The organism is Paenibacillus sp. VMFN-D1 (assembly GCF_003386155.1).
Lineage (GTDB): Bacteria > Bacillota > Bacilli > Paenibacillales > Paenibacillaceae > Paenibacillus_AQ > Paenibacillus_AQ favisporus.
The window spans coordinates 1,124,072-1,144,530 of sequence record NZ_QRDU01000002.1; the positions used below are offsets into that span (position 1 = coordinate 1,124,072).

General features: G+C 43.8%; 19 protein-coding genes and 1 pseudogene. 16 read left to right on the plus strand and 4 right to left on the minus strand.

The genetic code is table 11. The annotated features are described in order from the left end of the window. Positions 1 to 109 precede the first annotated feature (109 nt). A complete protein-coding gene (locus tag C7820_RS20615; protein WP_258875316.1) occupies positions 110 to 463 on the minus strand; it encodes an aspartate/glutamate racemase family protein in 354 nt (117 codons plus the stop codon). Between the two features lie 327 nt (positions 464 to 790). Here C7820_RS20615 and C7820_RS20620 point away from each other — a divergent pair, with 327 nt between their 5' ends. From C7820_RS20620 to C7820_RS20655, 9 genes are all read left to right on the plus strand, one after another. Further along, a complete protein-coding gene (locus C7820_RS20620) occupies positions 791 to 1,639 on the plus strand; it encodes a transglutaminase domain-containing protein (RefSeq protein WP_220376663.1) in 849 nt (282 codons plus the stop codon). An 18-nt stretch (positions 1,640 to 1,657) separates the two neighbouring features. Beyond that, the gene (locus C7820_RS20625; protein WP_181909143.1) at positions 1,658 to 3,175 is read left to right on the plus strand and encodes an amino acid adenylation domain-containing protein; all 1,518 of its coding nucleotides are present in this window, start codon (positions 1,658 to 1,660) and stop codon (positions 3,173 to 3,175) included. A gap of 4 nt (positions 3,176 to 3,179) precedes the next feature. Next, a complete protein-coding gene (locus tag C7820_RS20630; protein WP_116232575.1) occupies positions 3,180 to 3,410 on the plus strand; it encodes a phosphopantetheine-binding protein in 231 nt (76 codons plus the stop codon). A gap of 9 nt (positions 3,411 to 3,419) precedes the next feature. Continuing rightward, positions 3,420 to 5,012 carry an MBOAT family O-acyltransferase gene (locus tag C7820_RS20635; RefSeq protein WP_116232576.1) on the plus strand — a complete coding sequence of 531 codons (1,593 nt, stop codon included), beginning with the start codon at positions 3,420 to 3,422 and terminating at the stop codon, positions 5,010 to 5,012. Between the two features lie 24 nt (positions 5,013 to 5,036). Next, positions 5,037 to 6,107, plus strand: a complete 1,071-nt coding sequence (locus C7820_RS20640; protein WP_116232577.1) for an SGNH/GDSL hydrolase family protein — start codon at positions 5,037 to 5,039, stop codon at positions 6,105 to 6,107. A 24-nt stretch (positions 6,108 to 6,131) separates the two neighbouring features. Beyond that, entirely contained in the window at positions 6,132 to 6,704 is a 573-nt protein-coding gene (locus C7820_RS20645; protein WP_181909129.1) for a hypothetical protein, read from the plus strand. Between the two features lie 757 nt (positions 6,705 to 7,461). Beyond that, positions 7,462 to 8,751, plus strand: a complete 1,290-nt coding sequence (locus tag C7820_RS20650) for a spore germination protein (RefSeq protein ID WP_116232579.1) — start codon at positions 7,462 to 7,464, stop codon at positions 8,749 to 8,751. A gap of 16 nt (positions 8,752 to 8,767) precedes the next feature. Then, a complete protein-coding gene (locus tag C7820_RS33510; RefSeq protein ID WP_181909130.1) occupies positions 8,768 to 9,844 on the plus strand; it encodes a hypothetical protein in 1,077 nt (358 codons plus the stop codon). Beyond that, a complete protein-coding gene (locus C7820_RS20655; RefSeq protein ID WP_181909131.1) occupies positions 9,748 to 10,908 on the plus strand; it encodes a Ger(x)C family spore germination protein in 1,161 nt (386 codons plus the stop codon). Before C7820_RS33510 ends, C7820_RS20655 begins: the two co-directional genes overlap by 97 nt. 136 nt (positions 10,909 to 11,044) lie before the next feature. Here C7820_RS20655 and C7820_RS20660 read toward each other — a convergent pair whose 3' ends face one another. Both C7820_RS20660 and C7820_RS20665 read right to left on the minus strand, forming a co-directional pair. Continuing rightward, positions 11,045 to 11,674: a nuclear transport factor 2 family protein gene (locus C7820_RS20660; RefSeq protein ID WP_116232581.1), complete on the minus strand. Its 630-nt coding sequence runs from the start codon at positions 11,672 to 11,674 to the stop codon at positions 11,045 to 11,047. Positions 11,675 to 11,765: 91 nt separating this feature from the next. Continuing rightward, complete coding sequence (locus C7820_RS20665; RefSeq protein WP_116232582.1) at positions 11,766 to 12,344, minus strand: nuclear transport factor 2 family protein; 579 nt, start codon at positions 12,342 to 12,344, stop codon at positions 11,766 to 11,768. Positions 12,345 to 12,980: 636 nt separating this feature from the next. Between C7820_RS20665 and C7820_RS20670 the strand changes: the two genes are divergently transcribed. After that, positions 12,981 to 13,715 (plus strand): DsbA family oxidoreductase, encoded by a 735-nt coding sequence (locus C7820_RS20670; protein ID WP_116232583.1) that lies wholly within the window; start codon positions 12,981 to 12,983, stop codon positions 13,713 to 13,715. 80 nt (positions 13,716 to 13,795) lie between these two features. Further along, entirely contained in the window at positions 13,796 to 14,449 is a 654-nt protein-coding gene (locus tag C7820_RS20675; RefSeq protein ID WP_258875333.1) for an NAD(P)H-dependent oxidoreductase, read from the plus strand. 98 nt (positions 14,450 to 14,547) lie between these two features. Here the strand turns inward: C7820_RS20675 and C7820_RS20680 are convergent, their stop codons facing one another. After that, entirely contained in the window at positions 14,548 to 14,892 is a 345-nt protein-coding gene (locus C7820_RS20680) for a winged helix-turn-helix transcriptional regulator (RefSeq protein WP_116232585.1), read from the minus strand. Positions 14,893 to 15,103: 211 nt separating this feature from the next. Here C7820_RS20680 and C7820_RS20685 point away from each other — a divergent pair, with 211 nt between their 5' ends. The 5 genes and pseudogenes from C7820_RS20685 to C7820_RS20705 all read left to right on the plus strand — a co-directional run. After that, on the plus strand, positions 15,104 to 15,949 hold the full coding sequence (locus tag C7820_RS20685) for an oxidoreductase (protein WP_116232586.1): 846 nt from the start codon (positions 15,104 to 15,106) through the stop codon (positions 15,947 to 15,949). 483 nt (positions 15,950 to 16,432) lie between these two features. Next, entirely contained in the window at positions 16,433 to 17,620 is a 1,188-nt protein-coding gene (locus C7820_RS20690; protein ID WP_116232587.1) for a carboxylate--amine ligase, read from the plus strand. Between the two features lie 43 nt (positions 17,621 to 17,663). Continuing rightward, a complete protein-coding gene (locus tag C7820_RS20695) occupies positions 17,664 to 19,169 on the plus strand; it encodes a UDP-N-acetylmuramoyl-L-alanyl-D-glutamate--2,6-diaminopimelate ligase (RefSeq protein ID WP_116232588.1) in 1,506 nt (501 codons plus the stop codon). A 55-nt stretch (positions 19,170 to 19,224) separates the two neighbouring features. Further along, positions 19,225 to 19,959 (plus strand): cysteate racemase, encoded by a 735-nt coding sequence (gene cuyB, locus C7820_RS20700; RefSeq protein WP_116232589.1) that lies wholly within the window; start codon positions 19,225 to 19,227, stop codon positions 19,957 to 19,959. Positions 19,960 to 19,995: 36 nt separating this feature from the next. Beyond that, a pseudogene (locus tag C7820_RS20705) lies at positions 19,996 to 20,376 on the plus strand (response regulator transcription factor); the annotation flags it as partial. Between the last annotated feature and the right edge of the window lie 83 nt (positions 20,377 to 20,459).

Consider the following 20,459-nt stretch of genomic DNA (forward strand, 5'->3'; position numbering starts at 1 on the left):
ATCGCGGCTTTTTTGTTTAGGCTCGAAGGGAGAACGCGTCGAGGGCATAGGCTGGGGAGCGCTGGAAAATAAAAAGGCAATTATTTTCTCGATAGATGGGTCTTTATCTTTAGGTGTGTGATCGGTGTTCATGTTTTTCTATGAACAGCTTTTGGCGCGCGTGGGCTTGATCTTCCCGCCGGACAACGTAATGTACCGATGCACGAGCACGTCCAAGACGTCGATAAAGTATGGCCACACGGCTTCGCTTAATTCTATCCAAGTTGACGATCGGAATAGTCGTCATGGCTTGAATGTCGTCGAAGAAACGGTGCGCCGTATTGCAAGGCATCACGATGTTCGACACTTCCGCACGCTCGAGCAGCGCAATGTCCGCTTGGATTAGCCGAAGGAATTGCTGATCTTTTCGTTGGAGGATCGAGTACATTCGGTCCGGCAATGACGCATGATTCAAAATAATCATGTCGATATGGTCCTGATCAACTTCCGCTTCGGTGAATTCAATAACTCTGTCGAAAAAAACGATGTCGCCTTTGGTCCCATCCCACCGATCACGCCTAATTGGGATCGTCTCATCATAGCTACCTTATATAGAATTCGGTCATAAATTTTCATTTAAATGAAAATTTTTGAATCCCGAAATCCAGTTTTGGCTAAAGTATAGTGAAATGAATTGAAATTATTCGTAAAGTTTCATCAGAAATGGGGTTGCCACATGCGCACTAAACGAACTAGAAGCACTAGACGTAGCAAGGTCATCTTAGGAGTTGCCTTCATTCTTATTGCCGCGTTGATTATTAGGACCTCGATCGACAGCATATCGGCAAATACCAAGCCTGCAACCACGCCGACTGCCACACCGATTACCTCGACTGCTGCCACGCCGGACACCAAGGCTGATACGGAGCCGCCCAAAATAAGGGGAGTCAAAAATTTAACCGTCTTTATCGGAGACCGCGTGTCCTACAAAACCGGTGTAAGCGTTAAGGATAATCACGATACGAACGTCGCTTTAGTTGTAGACACGGGCGGCGTCAACCTAAAGAAAGCCGGCGTTTACAACATTACGTATATGGCCAAGGACGCCGCAGGCAATGTTGTCCAGGCGGAGGCTACGGTAACGGTCAAGGTAAAGCCTACGAGCCCCCTCAACGAAGACGAACTGAATAAACTGGCGGATACCGTACTCGCCAAAATCATGACGGAAGACATGACGGAAGTCGACAAATTATGGGCAATCTTCAAGTGGACGAAGTACAACATCGGCTATATCGACAGTTCCAGCCACACCGATTGGCGAAAAGGCGCGCTTCAAGGGTTTAAACAAGGTACGGGCGACTGCTTCGTCTTCTATGCCACCGCAAGGACGCTGATGGAGAGAAGCGGCTTCGAAACGCAAACCGTGATCCGGGACAAAGGCAGAAAAACGAAACATTTCTGGAGCTTAGTCAAAGTAGAAGACGCCTGGTACCACTTCGATACCACTCCTACGATCAAAAAGAATACGACTTTCCTGCTAACGGACGCAGAACTGGCGTTATTCAATAAGCAATTTAAGAACTACTACCTATTCGATAAGACCAAACATCCGGCGACGCCGACCAAACCACTCAAAGAAAGAAGCAAGTATCTTAAATAAGAAAGGCAAGGTTTGCCAATGCAGTTCAACGTCATGGAGTATTTAGAGCATACGGTAAGAAGAGTACCGGACAAAATAGCTTACGCGAACGACGAATTCGGGCTTACGTTCCAAGAGGTGTACGGACAGTCGAGAGCGATCGGCACATTTCTGCACAAGTATAATTTGCAAAAGCAACCGATCATCGTGTTCATAAACAGGAGTCCGAAAGCGATCGCGGCTTATTACGGCGTCATCTACAGCGGCAATTTCTATGTGCCTCTCGACGACGAGATGCCCCGTAACCGTATTGAGACGATCATTCGGAAGATAAATCCCAGCGCGATCATCTGCGACGAGTCGACGATGGAAATCGCCAATGCTATCGACTTTCAAGGGAACGTTCATTTGTACGACGACCTGATTCAAGGTCCTGTCGACGACGAGGCATTAACCCGAATACGCCTTTCCACCTTGGACACGGATCCTTTGTACGTCGTCTTCACTTCCGGCTCAACGGGCGTTCCAAAGGGCATCATCGCCAACCATAGATCGGTTATCGATTATATCGAAAACTTATCCGACGTGCTCTCGCTCAACGAAGACACCATATTCGGGAACCAGACGCCGCTGTATCTCGATGCTTGCTTTAAAGAACTATTCCCGACCCTGAAGTTCGGAGCGACAACGTATATCATCCCGAAGAGCCTGTTTATGTTCCCGCTCAAATTGGTGGAGTTCCTGAACAAGTATCGCATAAACACCGTATGCTGGGTCGTATCAGCGTTTACGATGATCTCTTCCTTCAAAGTGCTGGACAAGCTGGTTCCGCAATTTCTGCATACCGTCGTGTTCGGCAGCGAAGTATTCCCGATGAAACAATTCAATCTGTGGAGAAGAGCGTTGCCTAACGCGAAATTCGTTAACTTATACGGCCCTACTGAAGCGACCGGCATGTCATGTTACTACAAGGTGGAACGGGCGTTCGAGGAACACGAGTCTTTACCAATCGGCAGGCCGTTTCGGAATACCGAAATCCTCTTGCTGGGATCGAACGATCGCGAAGCCGCTCCCGGGGAAGTGGGGGAAATTTGCATTCGGGGCACTTGCCTGACGCTAGGTTACTACGGGGATTTTGCTAAAACGAACGAAGTCTTCGTACAAAATCCGTTGAATGCTTTGTATCCCGAACTGATCTACCGGACGGGGGATTTAGGGAAATACAACGAGCATGGCGAGCTGATGTTCGTCTCGCGCAAAGATTACCAGATCAAGCATATGGGGTATCGCATCGAGCTTGGAGAAATCGAGGCGAATGTCAATCGACTGGAAGGCATCAAAAGCGCTTGCTGCGTTTACGACAAAACCACGGAGAAAATCGTTTTATTCTTCGTAGGCGAAACGGACGCCAGATCGATCGTCAAGGAACTGAAGCTGCTGCTGCCGAAGTATATGATTCCCAATCGGATTGAGCGGTTAGACGCTATGCCGCTCACGACGAACGGAAAAATCGATCGCGTCTACCTCAAAGAGGCTTGCGTCAAGAAAGGGAGTTAAGCACATGGATGAGTTATTGAAAATATTAGAAGACATGCACCCTGACATCGATTTTCGTCATTGCGATACGTTAATCAAGGATAAAGTGTTGGATTCTTTCGACATCGTCACGCTGCTTGCGGAGATCGACGGCGAATTCGGCGTGACGATTCCTGTAGAGGAGATCACGCCGGATAACTTCAATTCCGCCCAAGCGTTGTACGCGTTAATCAGCAGACTATCCGACGATTTATAGGGGGAGACCATGCTTTTCACCTCATACGGTTTCATTCTCTTTCTCGTTGTCTTGTTCGTCTTTTATTACCTCATTCCGAGAAAATACCAGTGGGTATTGCTTCTGGGCGCCAGCTATTTGTTCTATGCGTTATCCGGGCTTCAATTTCTTGCTTATATCGCGGCGACGACGGTATGCGTTTATTATGCCGGATGTCGAATCGGCGACTTGGTGCAGAGCGAATCCGCGTATTTGCGGGAACATAAGCACGAAATGACCAAGCCCGAGATCAACGAATACAAATCCAAAATGAAAGCAAGAAAACGGATCCCGATGCTGCTGGCCTTGTTCGTGGCCTTAGGCATTCTTGCTTTCGTCAAATACACCGATTTCGCAATCGCGAACATTAATCTCATCGCCCGCGCTCTCGGAAGTGAAGGCGGCATTTCCTTCTGGACAATCGCCGTTCCGCTCGGTATTTCCTTCTATACGTTTAAGAGCGCAGCTTACCTGATCGACATCTACAGGGGGAAATTTCAGCCAGAGCGCAATCTGTTCAAGTTCGCGTTGTTCGTTTCCTTTTTCCCCGAAGTCATACAAGGACCGATTAGCCGATTCGATCAATTGGGCAAGACGTTGTACGGCCCGCACGACTTCGACGGCCGTAACGTAAAGTTCGGCTTGCAACGAATCGCATGGGGATTTTTCAAAAAGCTGGTCATCGCCGATCAACTGACGGCTGCCGTACGGACGATTTTCGAAGATCCCGATCACTATAATGGTGCGTTCGTGTTGGTTGGTATGTTGTTATACGCGTTTCAACTGTTGGCCGACTTTTCAGGCGGTATCGATATTACGATCGGGATTGCCCAGGTGCTCGGCATCAAGGTTCAGGAAAATTTCCTAAGACCGTATTTCGCCAAGTCGATCACGGATTACTGGCGCAGATGGCATATTTCGATGGGCGCTTGGTTCCGGGATTACGTTTTCTTCCCGATGTCCGTCTCGAAGCCGATGCTCGCCCTGTCGAAGTTCTCCCGCCGGCGGTTCGGCAATGTGATCGGCAAACGCGCACCCGTGTATCTAGCGACTTTAACGACCTGGTTCGCTACCGGCATCTGGCACGGCTCCAGTTGGAATTTCATCGCTTGGGGACTGGCCAACGGCGTTATCATTCTTATCTCGCAAGAACTGGAACCGTTCTACGATTGGTTCCATGGGAAATTTAAAGTGAATCATACGTTCGCATTCCGATCTTTCCAAGTCGTGCGGACGCTGCTGCTGATGAGCACGATCCGGTTGTTCGACTGTTACATGGACGTGCCGCTGACGTTCAGGATGTTCGGGTCCATGTTCACGACCTTTAATTATCAAGTCTTATTCGACGGTTCGTTGCTTCATCTGGGCATCTCTTTTAGTCATTACGTCTTGATCCTGTCGAGCCTAACGATCGTTGGAATCGTCAGCTTGCTTCAAAGAAGCGGAAGCGTGAGGGAGAAGATAGAGGGGCAGCCGATTGGCGTTAGGTATTCGCTTTACGGCATGCTGATTCTTTCGATCCTTGTCTTCGGCGCTTACGGCGTGGGCTATGACGCGAAGCAATTCATCTATAATCAGTTCTGATTTCAAAGGAGGGATGAGGGGACATTGGTACGGAAGAAGCTTATTATCGGAGTTGTCGCGATCGTTCTGCTGCTGGGCTCGCTGTATGTGCTGCAACGCCTACTGATGCCAAAATACGCATCCGGCATCGTCGAGGGTTCGCTCATCGGCGAATATTACAAAGAAGACCGTAAGGATTTCGACGTCGTATTCCTCGGGGACTGCGAAGTGTACGAGAATTTCTCGCCGGTTACGCTGTGGGAGAAATACGGGATTACAAGCTATATCCGCGGCAGCGCGCAACAGTTGATCTGGCAGTCGTACTATTTGCTGGAAGAGACCCTGAAATACGAGAAGCCGAAAGTCGTCGTTTTTAACGTTCTCGCCATGCAGTACAACGAACCGCAAAAAGAAGAGTATAACCGCATGACGCTGGATGGGATGAAACTCTCGGCAACCAAGCTAAAGAGCATTCAAGCGTCCATGATGAACAACGAGCACCTCGTCGATTACCTAGCGCCCTTATTACGTTTTCATTCCAGATGGGATCAATTAAGCGAAGACGACTTCACGAACTTGTTCGGCAAGGAGAAGTTGTTCCACAATGGGTATTATATGAGAGTAGACGTGAAGCCGGCGGGGAGAGTTCCGAGAGCTCCCAGGCTGCCCAATTACCGATTCGGTTCCAACGCCTATAGTTACTTGGATCGATTGACGGAATTGTGCAGAGAAAATGGAATCCAACTCGTATTAGTCAAAGCGCCGACGATCTACCCGCATTGGTACGACGAGTGGGATACACAGATGGAGCAGTACGCCGCCGCCCACGATTTAACCTACATCAATTTTCTCAAGCACATTGACGACGCCGGAATTGACCTGCAGACAGATACCTATGACGCGGGATTGCACTTGAATGTATACGGAGCGGAAAAGCTGGCTACGTACTTCGGAGCATTCTTGGCGGATACGTACCGTCTGCAAGATCATCGTACCGACCTAACTTGGAGCGGGATCTGGCAAAAGAAAATCGACTTTTATGATCGGATGAAGCAGGAGCAATTGGACGAGCTCGCCAAATACGGATACCTGAAACGCTATAAAGTCGAAACGTGATAACGAATGGATGAAGGAGTGTTTATGTTGAAAAAAGCAAGTATAGGGCTGATAGCCCTCCTATTGGTGCTGTCCGGTTGCGGGGACAAAACGACGGAGGAGGGATCTACGTCGCCTAGCGCGTTGACTCAGACGGAAGGAACCGCCACTTCGCCGGCTGCTTCGACCCCGGCTTCCGAGACACCTGAACAAGCAAGCGGCGACGGCTTCGTGTTCGAGGCGAACGGCATCTCGATTCCGATGCATGCCGAAGCGGCGCCGATCTTGAAGCAATTGGGGAAACCGCAAAGTTATTTCGAATCTCAAGCCTGCGCTTTCCCGGGGCTCAATAAAATTTACCAATACAGCAGCTTCGACGTGTATGCCTACGAGAAGGACGGCGTCGATTATATCGCGTCCGTCATTCTGTTCGACGATACGGTGGCCACCAAGGAAGGGGTCACCTTGTTCAACAAGAAAAGCGACGTAATCAAAGCGTACGGCGACAAGTTCACTAACAACTTGAATTTGTACGTCTATGACCAAGACAAGTCCCAATTGCGGTTCGTCATCGAAAACGACCAAGTGACCTCGATCGAGTATTTGGCCAAAATTTAATCGGAACCATAGCATGAGTAAAGACGCCATCGGAGTGGGAGTGCTTCCCTCGAAGGCGTCTTTTGTTGAAGGTATGCCCAGAGGGACATACATTGTAGCCGGTGAAAATTCGGTCATGGGAGAGGCCAAGCTCTCATGTAGCTTGGATGCCTGCATACGGCGAAAGCTTTGTGCAGAAGTACATCGACCAAAGTAAAGATATCGCGATCTCCAAGTGCAAGCTAAATGGCATACACCAAGTGACACCGCGATGCTGACTTTTAAACTCAGTGACCGTTTTGTTACTCTCTACTCTCAGAATTATTCAATGTCGAACTCACAATTAGAGAAAGTCGCGTTTCCGTCCCAAAATTGCAATAATTTGGTCGATCCAAATCAATCCACCTGTAAGCGAATGATGTTTGTGTTGATTAAAAAATATTATACTTCCAATTTAGGGTAGATCTAAATCAATGGTGTTAATAACTATGTGGCCATCTGTTACTTTACAATATTATAGAAATTAGAAACAGGCCTCCGACAACAACGGGGCCTGTTTCTTTTAAGTTAAACTTTAGAAGAAGTGTTCACGAATTGAGGTTACCTGCACCAATAAAATGTAACTAGTGCCTGAAAGTACTCCTCCGTGTTTGGATGAGCGTCTTGCTAACCGAGCCGATCCGCTGAGGTATTTAAATTGGGCAAAGTGTGCTTAGCCATCGACAGTGAGGTATGGGAATATTGGAAAAGGAAATAATGACCTTTTGAGGTGAAAAAAATGGATTTCAGACAGTTACAAGATGACAACGATTATATTCGGCGAACCCTCCGTAAAGAGGATGACTCTGTAACCCTGGCTTATATCAAGTCCGTTTGCGATGAGAAAAAGATCGCAAAAGATCTTATTGCCCCATTTTATGAAATCAAATCATTAGATGAATACAAAGATTACCTATACTCCTTTGCTGATTTAACTTTGGAGAAAGAGGAATATAAGGCCATTGAGAAAATGTTTGGTGGGAGTGTAGTCATTTTTTGGGGGACAAAGGCTTATGCAATCAAGATGGATAGTTTTAAGTCGCAAGCCGTTAGTGAGTCGACCGAAGAGAACATTTTGCAAGGCCCGAAAAACGGGTTAAATGAAAATTTAGATATTTCTCTAAACTTGATCCGTAACCGATATCGTCACCCAGAATTAAAGGTCATTCATCACTCGGTAGGAAGGAAGTCTAAAACTAAAATTGCCATGCTGTATGACCATTCAATTGCAAATCAAGAAGAAATTGACGATTTGAAGGACAGACTTGATCGCATTCAAGTAGATGTCGTGCAAGCTGCCGGCCAGCTACAAAAGTATCTCACGAACAATAGATGGAATATTTTTCCCACACTTTTGGCGACCGAACGTCCAGATCGGATTGTGAGAAGCCTGGCTGAAGGCAAAATTGTCTTGATGATAGAAGGAACTTCATGGGCACTAATTGGCCCCGCTTATTTTTTTGACTTTTTCAAATCGATGGATGATACAGTGGAACTTCGATTAGTTGGAAAATTTTTGATATCCCTTAGATATATCGCGCTCCTGATTACCCTCTTTTTGCCGGCCATGTATGTTGCGGTTATTTCGTATTCTCCTGATATTTTAAAAGTACAATTTGTGTTGTTAATCGCCGGTAACAGAACGCAAGTTCCCTTTCCATCATATCTTGAGATTTTGTTCATGATGCTCATGGCGGAATTTTTAATCGAGGCAAGCATACGGCTTCCCCAAACCATTAGTCCAACTGCTACTACGGTTGGCGGTTTAATCCTGGGTCAATCCGCCTCAGCTGCAGGATTAGTTGCAAATGTCATGATCGTTGTTATTTCCGCTGTGGCCATATCCGTCTTTGTGATACCGGTGAATGCAATGCATCAGGCGATACGGATTATCCGGTATCCACTGATCCTGTTGGGTAGTCTGTTCGGTATGATTGGTGTACTAGTTGGAGCAATTGCCTTACTGGCATATTTAAGCAGTTTGCGCAGTTTAAATAGGCACTATCTTCAGTTGTTCAGTAAATCTTAATACGATGTGGGGGCATATGATGCTTAGTAGCCGGTTTTATTTATATCTTTTTTTTATCAGTTCGATGATGGGCGGCAGTGTTGTTGTCTCTAAAGTTCTATTGCAATATCGGTACCGGGGAAGCATGGCAAGTTTAATCACGGCCATCATCCTTGTGATTTGCTTAATGTTGATGTTCTATAGAGTTCAAAAGAAATTTCCTGGGCAGAACTTGGCCGAAATCATGGGCAGAACATATCCTGGCTGGTTTAAAAATCTGTTTTTGTTGTATCAACAGCTGCTCTTGTATGCCACGGGGTCTCTAGTGCTGGTAGGCACTACGAAAGTAGCTATAACATTCATTGCTCCAGAGATGCATACCTTTCATTTTTTGTTCCTTGTTTCTTTACTCATCGTGGGAACGGCCATGCTGGAATCAGTTCCGCTTTTAAAAATGATGGAGATTGCAGCAGTAATAACAATACCCATCTATATTTTGTTCACAGCGCGAGTCTTGACCGACGAGACCATGCTTTCCGATTCTATTATAGAGGCAACGACATATATTACCGTGTTTCCCAACTTCAACGCTGTAACTGCGGCAACATTTGTGTTTATGAGCTGTACAAACATGCTTGTCTTCTTTCGCCACATTGAGTTCATTCCAATTAAACATATTTCTGTTGCAGCATTGATCGGAGTCGCGAATCTATTAGCATGCTATTTTGTCCCCATCGGGTATCTTGGATTAAATGGTGCTGCCGAAGAGGTATTTGTTTGGCAGGGGGTTTTAGACAGCATGCGGTTCAATTACCTTCCAGTGGAAAGAATGACCTCAGTTTTTCTATTAGTGCAGCTCGGTATGTCGTTGTTATTCGTCATCTTGTGTTGGCACTCATCTTTACAGTATCATGACATGACGAAAGGCGGAGGGAAAGTAAAATGGTTATTTGTTTCCTTCTTTGTTGCAAGCACATTCATTATCGAATATTACACCGACGAAACCGGGTTAGTGAATTGGTTTGTTGGTTTATTCAGCATTCGACTTTTTTCCGAACTCTTTTTGCTTTTAGTTCTTATGCAAGCAGCTGCTATTCAAAAAAGAAGGTCCTGATCGCTGCTTTTGCTTTCGTCGTCCTATTTACACAACCAGGCTGCACCTTTCGAGATGTTGATAAGAGGGCATTCGTAACGGCTATTGGCATTGACGCACCTGATCGGCCTAATAATAAATACAAAGTGACCTTGAAAATTTCACTTGCCGAAGAGGGCTCCAATGGTGAAGACTTTGAGCTGATCACATATGAGGATAAAACTGTTTCTGATGCCCTATTTCATATGAATGCCCAGACGGATAAGCAGTTAGTGTTTGGTTTGACAAAGGTCATATTTTTCGGGGAAAAACTGGCTCGTGACGATATACAGCAACTGTTAATTTTTTTTAAGGAGAGGCTGGATATCCGTGAAACGACTTTTCTAGGTATGGCCAAACCAACTGCCCATACGGTGTTAGAGTATAAACCTAAGGGACAGGCGATGACAGGGAGTTTTTATTACACACTCTTCGAATACAGTGATACTGCAACGAATATTACCTCGCTGACATTGTATGAGGCATACCGAAGTATAACGGAAGAGGGAATAACCTCGGCTATGCCTGTGGTTGATTTGAGAGCAAAGGGGCTGTATGCAGAGCAAGTTGTATGGTTGGACAAGCGCAGAGTCCGGGTAGAATTGAATACCGAAGAGTCAAATATATATCGTTTATTAACCAAGGGGGTCACGGAAGGGGTCATCGATTTGGTACATGACGGGGTAACGTATAGTATACGTATCAACCATGGGAAAAGCAGATTTCAGGTTGGTAAAGAAAAGGCGGTTTTTCACATACAAATCAAGGGCAGTGTAGCCGAAAATTCGGACCACAAAATCCATTTGTCGGAAAGATTTGACGCGAAACTTGCTAAGGCTCTAAAAGAAAAGCTGGCGTCGGATATTACTTCGCTCTTGGAAATGGGGCAGAAGAATGATGTTGACCCACTTGGATTAGGATTGAGGTACCGATCGCGCACGTTTCGTCAGGGACCTTCCATTCCAGCCTGGAGCAGCATATATCCGAAGATAAAATTTGAAGTTATACCCAAATGTACAATTAATAATGAAGGTTCCACTCAATAATAAAGGCCAAATACATCGATTTCCCTTATCTAACTTAACTCAAGTAAGAGGATATGTCTTCGGTACATTTCCCTTTTGCATAGCAAGTACCCCCTTTAGAGAAGTAAAGGGGGTACTTTATCTACATCATCATAGGTTACTTGCCGGTGACTGGCTCACCAGTTACAGGATCGGTATTAGGATCCCAGTTTGCAAGAGGATCCATCCGGAAACGCGTCAGCTTCATGCTGCTGATTTTCCAAACACCATTCACCTTTTTATACTTTTCATGGTATTGACCGTACCCGTTATGCCCTGGATACGCATCCTGTGCATCCGGGAAGGTCAACAAATCCTCCATCGCCCACACGGCCTCGGCATTTTCCTTGTCAATCATTTGAATCTCAGGCATATGTCCGTGGTGTACCGAAGGCGCTCTACCCACCAGACCTGCAATCATTTTGGCAAATGCTTCCCCGCCTCCTGAATATTCAGTCCCGTCGGCATCAATATAGGCATCCTTGGTAAAAAGATCAGCAAAATCGGACCACTTCTTTTCATCGGTAAAACGGAAATAACGAGCTTTTAATTGTCTGATCTGTTCCATGTCTTCCAAACGTTGATATTTTTCTTCAAGCTCAGCGACTTTCGCTGCTAGCTGTTGATCGGTGTATACTGACATTTTGATCCCGTCCTTTATTATAATGGGTTGATTTTTTTTATTTTCCTGATATTTAAACCGTTGTCGAAATTGTCCAAAAGTAATAATCGTTTTTTTCTTAAGCATAGTTTCTTCCTTACTTGAATTATTTATGCTGTAAGTGCTTGAGGACTGATGATTCCAAATTACGACCAATGTGTTGTTCCGACGGCCGAAATTACTTTCCAGTTACAGGATCTGTATTTGGATCCCAGTTCTTTAGAGGATCCATGCGGAAACGAGTCAGTTCCATGCTGCTGATTTTCCAAACACCGTTTACTTTTCTATACGTTTCGTGGTATTGTCCATAACCGTTATGCCCGGGTGGCGAGCCTTTTGCATCCGGAAAAGTCAACAAATCCTCCATAGCCCAAACGCCTTCAGCTTTATCTTTGCCGATTATCTCAATCTCGGGCATATGTCCATGGTGAACCGTAGGCGCTTTACCGACAAGATTCCCTATCATATTCGCGAATGCTTTACCTCCGCCTGGGTATTCCTGGCCATCAGCTACAATACGGGCATCAGCTGTAAAAAGCCCCGCAAGGTCTGACCACTTTTTCTCATCAACAAAACGGAAATAACGGGCTTTTAATTGTTTAATTTGCTCAATGTCTTCCAAATGCTGAATCTTTTCTTCAAGTTCAGAAACACTTGCTGTTTGCGGAGGCTGGATTTTTTTGTCCGACCAGCCTGCGATTATCAGAAGGACTAAAACTAAAGTCACACTGATTAAAAATTTATTGTTCTTTACCATTATGGTCACGTCCTCTATATATTGTTGAAATTGAAAGTGCCTGTTAATTACGACGACAATCATTGTCATAAAAAGATGGAAAATAATATTCTATAGCTACATATGATAACAACTTCTTTCTGTTTAGGATGGAAAACGAAGGCTCATTGCCTTGAGCCCCACTATAACAGGGGTTATTTCTTTTCGTAAGGAGGCATTTTTTTTATATCTGCTTTAAAAATGTAAAGCCTCGAATGAGTGGAAGATGAGGGGCACTACTGCAATCTTAAGAAAAAGATCCATAACGGTTCACATATTTAGCTACCATACAGTGATTAGTTCTTTAGAAGAGAGCTAAATAAAACATTCAACTGAATGAAGGCGAAAGAACGAACTTTAATTTTCTAAAGCATATTGAAAAAAATAACCTTCTTATCAATAAAATCATTACCTGCTATAGTTGGCCACGAGGCAATTGATTCACATTTGCCATCCCTAAGAAAGAGGGCAGTTCACGCTCTATACCTTTAAAATCAATAGTTACTAACAAGAAGCTGTTTTTAATTAAGAGATTCCTACGGATTTACATTTCGGATGTCTCTCATCACATGCTTCGAACTTGGTAGCTGTTAAATAAGAAAATAAGGAGGAAGGACCATGAAAGTAGAAGTGTGGACAGATATGATATGTCCGTTCTGTTATATAGGCAAACGCCGTCTTGAGGCAGGACTAGAAAAGTTTGAACACTCCGAGGACGTAAACATTGTTTATCGGAGCTTTGAGTTGGACCCTTATATCGAAGTGAATCCCCCGGGTGATGTTTATGAGCAAGCCGCAGCTAAAAAGGGATCGACCCCCGAGCATATGAAAGCCATTCAGGAGACGATTACAAAACGTGCTGCAGAGGATGGCCTAAAATTCAACTATGATACAGCAAAACCTACCAATACATTTAACGCCCATCGTCTGCTGAAATATGCTATGAAATTTGGCAAAGGGGATCAAATGATGGAACGGCTGTATCAGGCTTATTTCACGGATTCTTTGCATCTGGGGGATGTGGATACCTTAGTGGAGCTTGCTGTAGAATCCGGTTTGGACCGCAGGGATACGAAAGCCATGCTCGCAAGCAATCAATTCGGAGATGAAGTAAGGGCTGACGAATTAGAGGCAAGTCAATTAGGGATACGGGGAGTACCCTTCTATGTCATCAATGACAAATATGCGATTTCCGGAGCACAACCAGCCGAGGTGTTTACAGAAGCGTTACAGCAAGCTTGGAAAGAAGAAAACCCAATTATTCCATTTCAATCATCTTCCGTTGATCCGGATGTTGCTATATGTGAAGATGGCTCGTGCCGAATACCCAGTGACCCGAACAAAGCTGAATAACTAAATACCCACAAAGAACACTAACTTTAATGAAGTTCAAGCTCCATAAAAAAAATTAGAAAGCAGGAATATAAATGGATATCTCTACAAGAAAAGAGGAATTTTTAAAAACCCTTAATAATCGGCATGCGACTAAAGAATTTGATCCGGAGAAAAAAATCTCCGATGAAGATTTTCAATTTATCTTGGAGGCTGGCCGGTTATCTCCCAGCTCGGGAGGGAATGAGCCTTGGAAGTTTGTTGTTGTACAAAGCCCTGAATTTAGAAGGGAATTAGCACCATTGGCGTCAGGAGCTGTGCGCCAGCTTCCTTCATCGAGTCATTTTGTATTAATTTTAGCGAAGAAAGACCTTACCTATGATTCACCGTATTTGGTAAAACAGCAAACTAAAGTCTTGCAGATACCTGAGGAAATATTTAATAAAATGAAACCAGCTTATGAACAATTTTACAATGATCTGCACTTAGACACTGAAAGAGCGCTACTGGACTGGGCATCCAAATCCACTTACATTGCACTTGGAAACATGCTAACGGCTGCGGCGCATATTGGGATTGATTCATGCCCCATTGAAGGGTTTGACCTGGACGGTGTGAACGAGCTTCTTCAGAAGAAAGGACTGCTGGGGGAAGACGAATATAGTATTAGTGTAATGGCGGCTTTTGGATATCGCGCCCGAGAAGGACGCCCTAAGAGAAGAAGCCCGATGGACGAAATTGTGCAATTCGTTTGATGCTTGATCAAGATTATTCGATTGAAAAAAGCTACTCCATTTTTCATAGGTAAAAGCCGTCAAACTCTCAGCAGCTTGACGGCCAAACTAAATGAATTTTAAGAAGTTTTTTGAACAGAAAATGAATCCCATTCGCGTTTCCAGCGATTTATTTGTTCAAACACTACTGAGAATGCTTTACCTTTTTCAGTAATGGAATATTCGACTGTCACGGGTACGGTTGGGAACACTTGACGTTGTATCATTTGTTGCTCTTCTAAATTCCTAAGTGTATCGGTTAACCCTTTTGTATTGACATTATCTAGATTTCGTCTCAGCTGATTAAAGCGTTGAGGCTGTTTCAGAAGTTCAGTTAGGACAAGAAAGGTCCATTTACCTGAAAGAAATTGCAGAACTTCAGAAATGGATTCTATACAATGACTTTCAAACTCTTTTTGTTCCAATATTATCAGCTCACTTTCTTTTTTATCATCGGATTAATAGTTAAAGTTAGTTTCATATTTAAAGCATAGTAAAAAAGATATGAAAAGTCACTGGTAATTATTGTGAAAGTATGAATTTTATAAAACTAATGTTCGTTTTCAATAGTTGGCAGTACAGACCACCCTTGAATTAAGGCGTTCTTTAATCCTAGAGAAAAGAGGTTATTCAATTATGCAAAAACAAAGTAATCCAGTATGGCTAATTACAGGAACATCAAGTGGTGTCGGGCGAGTTTTAGCAGAAGCTGTTCTAAATCACGGACATCGAGTTGTATTGACGGCACGGAATCCTGAAGCTCTAAAAGAGCTTGCAGAACAATACCCAGATTCAACCCACGTTGCTGCCCTAGATGTCACAAATTCTAAGCAGATCCTTGAAGTCGTTGATGAAGCGGAGCGAAAGTTTGGTGGAATTGATATTCTGGTAAACAATGCGGGGATTGGTTACAGCTCAGCCATCGAAGAAGGAGAAGAAGCTGATATTCGATCCTTATTTGATACAAATTTTTTTGGCCTGGCTTCGATGATACGTGCTGTCCTCCCGGGCATGCGTGCAAGAAAGCAGGGGACCATTGTTAACATCTCTTCTAACAGTGGGGTAGTAGCGATGCCTTCACTTGGTTATTATAGTGCGAGTAAGTTCGCAGTCGAAGGACTAACAGAAGCTCTCTGGCAAGAAGTAGAGCCTCTTGGCATTAAAGTTTTACTCATCGAACCAGGCGGTATGAGGACGGGAATTATGAGTAAAAATCGTCGTAGTGTCCGGAATCCTGCTTACGATGAAACGTCAGGCGCTGTAAAGGACTTGTTGGAGAAACATGGGGATTCCTTATTAGCTGGGGATCCGGAGCGAATTGCCCAGGTGATTATTAAAATGGTTGAGAAAGAGGACAAGCCTCATCGGCTTATACTAGGAAATGCTGCTTATGACCAAATTATGGATAAAATTGATAACTTAAAGGCTGAGTATAGAGCATGGAGAAGTGTTTCTCGAAGTACAGACTTCCCTGAAAAATGATATCTCACTGATTACAGGCCACCGGCAGACGGTGGCCTGTTCAATTTATTACGAAGACTCTATCCGGTTCCATGTGGCGCAGTAACCACTATAGAGGCACCAATAGTTGTCTAGCCCAGGAGATTGCCCTTGCGTCTAATTGACTCTAATTACTGGATAAAATAGGAAATACGCTTTAACCAAAGCTGGGTGTATAACTTTATTTTTCTAAAGCATATTAAAAAAAATAGCCTTCTTATCACAAAAATTATTACCTGCTATAGTGAACCCCGAGGTCAGTTGAATCTTCATGCATCGTCCCAAAGAAAGGTGGCTACCTATGTTATCTAAGAATTACAACCCCCTTGTTAAGAAAATTGGGGAGAAGATCATTTACAGTTTAGCTGCACAATATCTTTATTTTTGAAACTTGAAAATAATGCTTAAGTAGTTTCAGACATGATGTTCAACACTTTTTATTTTTTGACTGGGGATGGTTCAGGTATGAGCAATAAAGCAGTTATATTAGGTTGTAATTATTACATCGGCCTCAGTGTAATCAGGTGCCTGGGCATGGAAGGCGTTCATACAGTCGCTGTAGATTATTCAGAGAAACAAGCGTATGGTGCCGATTCGAAATACACGTCAGAACGACTCATCGTTCCTCATTATCATAAGGATCCAGACGCATTTGTGGCCCACTTGATTGACTTTGCCCAAAAGGAAAGTGCTCCTCCTGTATTAATTCCTTGTCACGACTCCTATCTGGAAGTAGTAGACATGTATTTGCCGGAACTTCGGAAGTATTATCTTATCCCGCAAGATGTACAGGGGATATACACGAATACGATGAACAAGGAAAGATTATATGAAATGGCAGCCGAGAACGGAGTAGCCGTTCCTGAAATCGTACGTATTAACGAAGACAACTTTATAGGGAAAGTAGATCGTTTGATTAAATTCCCATGTATTGTTAAACCGACCGACTCTCCTTCTTTTGTTTCTAAATTCCGCCGAAAGCTGTTTAAGGTGAACAACCATAATGAATTGGAATGGGCCTTAAACCAAGCTGGTGAGGCAGGTCTTGAGGTATTCGTGCAGCGTATTATTCCAGGTTTTGATGATCACATGTATACGTTTGACGCTTATCTAGATCAACAGTCTAATGTCACACATTGGGCTACTTGTCAGAAATTTCGTCAGTATCCCATCAATTTTGGGGCTTCTGTGTACACGGGACAGCGCTATATTCCTGAACTGCATGAGATCGGGGCCTCTTTCCTTGAAAAAATCAAATGGAAAGGGTTCGCTGAGATTGAGTTCAAGAAAGACGCGGAAACCGGCAAGTATTATCTCATCGAGGTAAACTGCCGGATGACGAATTTGAATAACCTGCTGTACAAATTAGGTTTGAACATGCCCTGGATTACTTACCAAGAGCTGACTAAAGGAATCCCGGTGGCTTCTAAAGCGATAACCGAAGATACCCGGTACACTTTTTGGTATGGGTACGAGGACTTGCTTGCTGTTCGTGATTATCTCAAAAACAAGCAGCTGACATTGTTACAAGTTCTGAGATCACTAGCGAGACCAAAAGCCTATGCCATATGGGATTGGAAGGACCCTAAACCAGCAGTGTCCCATTTTTCCATCATTGCCAAAAAGTTTGCCAGGAAGATTTTATTAAAATAAAAATCTGACCCGTCCAATGTAAGGTTAAGGGGGACACGACAACATGTTATTAACTCAAGTTATTGATGGATTGGCTTATGAGCTGCTCCAAGGGGCAGTGGATAAGGAAATAACCGGTATATCGAGTGATTCCAGGGAGATTGATAAGGGAGGATTATTCGTTGCCATCTCAGGCTTTTCTATGGACGGACATCTTTTTATAAATAAGGCCGTTTCAAACGGAGCTTCAGTTGTCATCGTAGAAAAGGATGAGGTGTGGGTTGATGAGCAGGTAACGGTGCTCAAGGTACAAGACACACGGACTGCACTTGCCCGTGTTGCTTCTAATTTCTATGGGAACATATCTGAGAAAATGAATCTTATTGGCGTTACCGGTACAAATGGCAAAACTTCGATTACGTATTTTCTACAATCCATATTTGAACAAGCTGGCAGACCCTTAGGGGTCATTGGAACAATGGGGACAGTCATTGGAAAGAGGCGGATTTATACAAAAAATACCACTCCCGAGTCGAACAACTTGCAAAAGCTTTTTTCTGAAATGGTCCAGTCCCGAGTAGAAAATTGTGTAATGGAAGTCTCTTCACATGGGCTGAGTTTGAACAGAGTAGCTTATACTCATTTTAACACAGGGATATTTACTAATTTAACACCAGATCACTTGGAATTTCATCACACGATGAGAGATTATTTCGAAGCTAAGGCTAAATTGTTTGGCATGACAAGTGATTATAACATTATTAATGCGGATGATCCCTTTGGGCGTGTTCTTATTAGCCGGCTTCGCAGTAATAAAACAAAATTACTGACCTATGGATTAAAGAATACGGCAGACTTTTACCCTGAAAATATTGAATATCACATAGATCATACAGTTTACACGCTGAACACTCCGAGGGGGAGTATTCAAATCCGTGTTAATTTGCCAGGAGAAATTTATGTCTACAATAGTCTGGCTGCCATTGCTGCAGCATACTGCAACCAAATCAGCCTGAAACAAATTGCGGACGGTATCAACTCGGTTAGAAGCATAAGCGGGCGGCTTGAAGTGGTTTATGAGGACCAAGATAACCGTATAATCGTTGACTTCGCTCATACCGAGGATGCGCTGGAGAAAACAATTAAAACGATACGACCTTTTACAAAAGGTCGTATCATATTAGTCTTTGGTGTTTACGCAGATGATAGTGAGGAGGGAAGGGCAAAACGAAATGGGATGGCTAAGATAGCCTCCCTCCATGCGGACCTTTCTGTTATTACAACGGACAACCCCAAAGAACAGGATAACCAGATCATTATCCAAGGTATAGAAGAGGGAATGAAGTTCTTCGACGGAACATATAAGACAGTTGTGGATCGCAGGGAGGCCATTGAACATGCCATTAGCTCCAGTTCTCCTGGAGATGTAATTCTTATTACGGGCAAGGGGCATGAGACATCACAAATCATTGGGAAAGACAGCATTCCGTTTAACGATGCGGAAATCGTAAAGCAAATCCAAGCCAACCGTAATAAGCAAATGGTTATTAAATCAAATGTTTTGTTCTAATATGAGTCACAAGAAAAAAAGTATTAGCACTAGTTGTGAAGTAGGTGGATAAAAATTGAAGACTTCAAGCCTAGGGGTAATTGGAGGGATGGGTCCAAGAGCAACTTCGGTTTTTTTTGAAAAAATAATTCAAAGAACGGATGCGAATACGGACCAGGACCACATCAATATGCTCATTCTTAATCATGCAACTCTCCCAGACAGGACGGATGTTATCCTCAATGTAAAAGAGGACCAGTTCATAAATTCAGTTGCTGAGGATTTAGCTCTATTACAGCAGGCCGGTGTATCAAATATCGCGATCCCTTGTAATACAGCACATTATTTCTATCACGAGATGCAGAAAATGACAACGGTTCCTATTATAAATATGGTTAAAGAAACACTCAAGGTAGCGGCAAGTCGTTATGGCCCAGGAGCCCGAATTGGAATATTGGCGACTACAGGCACATTGAACAGCGGAATTTATCAAAAGGATTCCGGAGACCTTCGGCTAGAACTTGTTAAACCAAATAATGAACTCCAAACAAAGATAATGGACGTTATCTATAATGAAATAAAAAAAAAGAATGATTCCGATCCTACTGAAATCGAGCATATTATTGAACTGCTACTGAATGAGTTTGGCTGTCAATGCGTTATTATTGCATGTACTGAATTATCCTGTATTCCATTACATCAAAATATTAAAAAATATTGCATCGATGCTATGGATATCCTCGTTGAGCAGTCCATTCTTTGCTCTGGAAAAAAACTTAAGCAGCAGGAAGAATACAAGTTATGGTCATAGGATATTTTATGCTGGTTATCTGATAAGGGGATAAAGATGAAAAAGGTACTTGTCGTAGACGATGAGTTGAGCATTTCTGCAGCGATTGCGTATGCTCTTATGCGGGAGGGTTTTATAGTAGAGACTGCTGGTGATGGGGAAGAGGCTTTAAAAAAAGTGTCATTTTTTAATCCGGACGTGATGATATTAGATGTGATGCTGCCCAAATTAAGCGGATACGAGGTTTATCGGAATTTGGATGTTACTACTCGGCCGTGCGTGCTTTTACTGAGTGTTAGGAATAATATGACGGACAAGCTGCAGTGGCTTGAAGAAGGTGCGGATGACTACATGACCAAACCCTTTGATATTCGAGAGGTAGTAGCCCGTGTAAGAGCTTTATACCGTCGGAGTAGCCGGCAATCGGCAGCCAATGCCCGTGTGGTGAAGGAAAAATAAATAAAAATTTATAGGTTTGAAAATCGAGTTGTACAGCCGAACGAATTAATGAACAGTTTGAA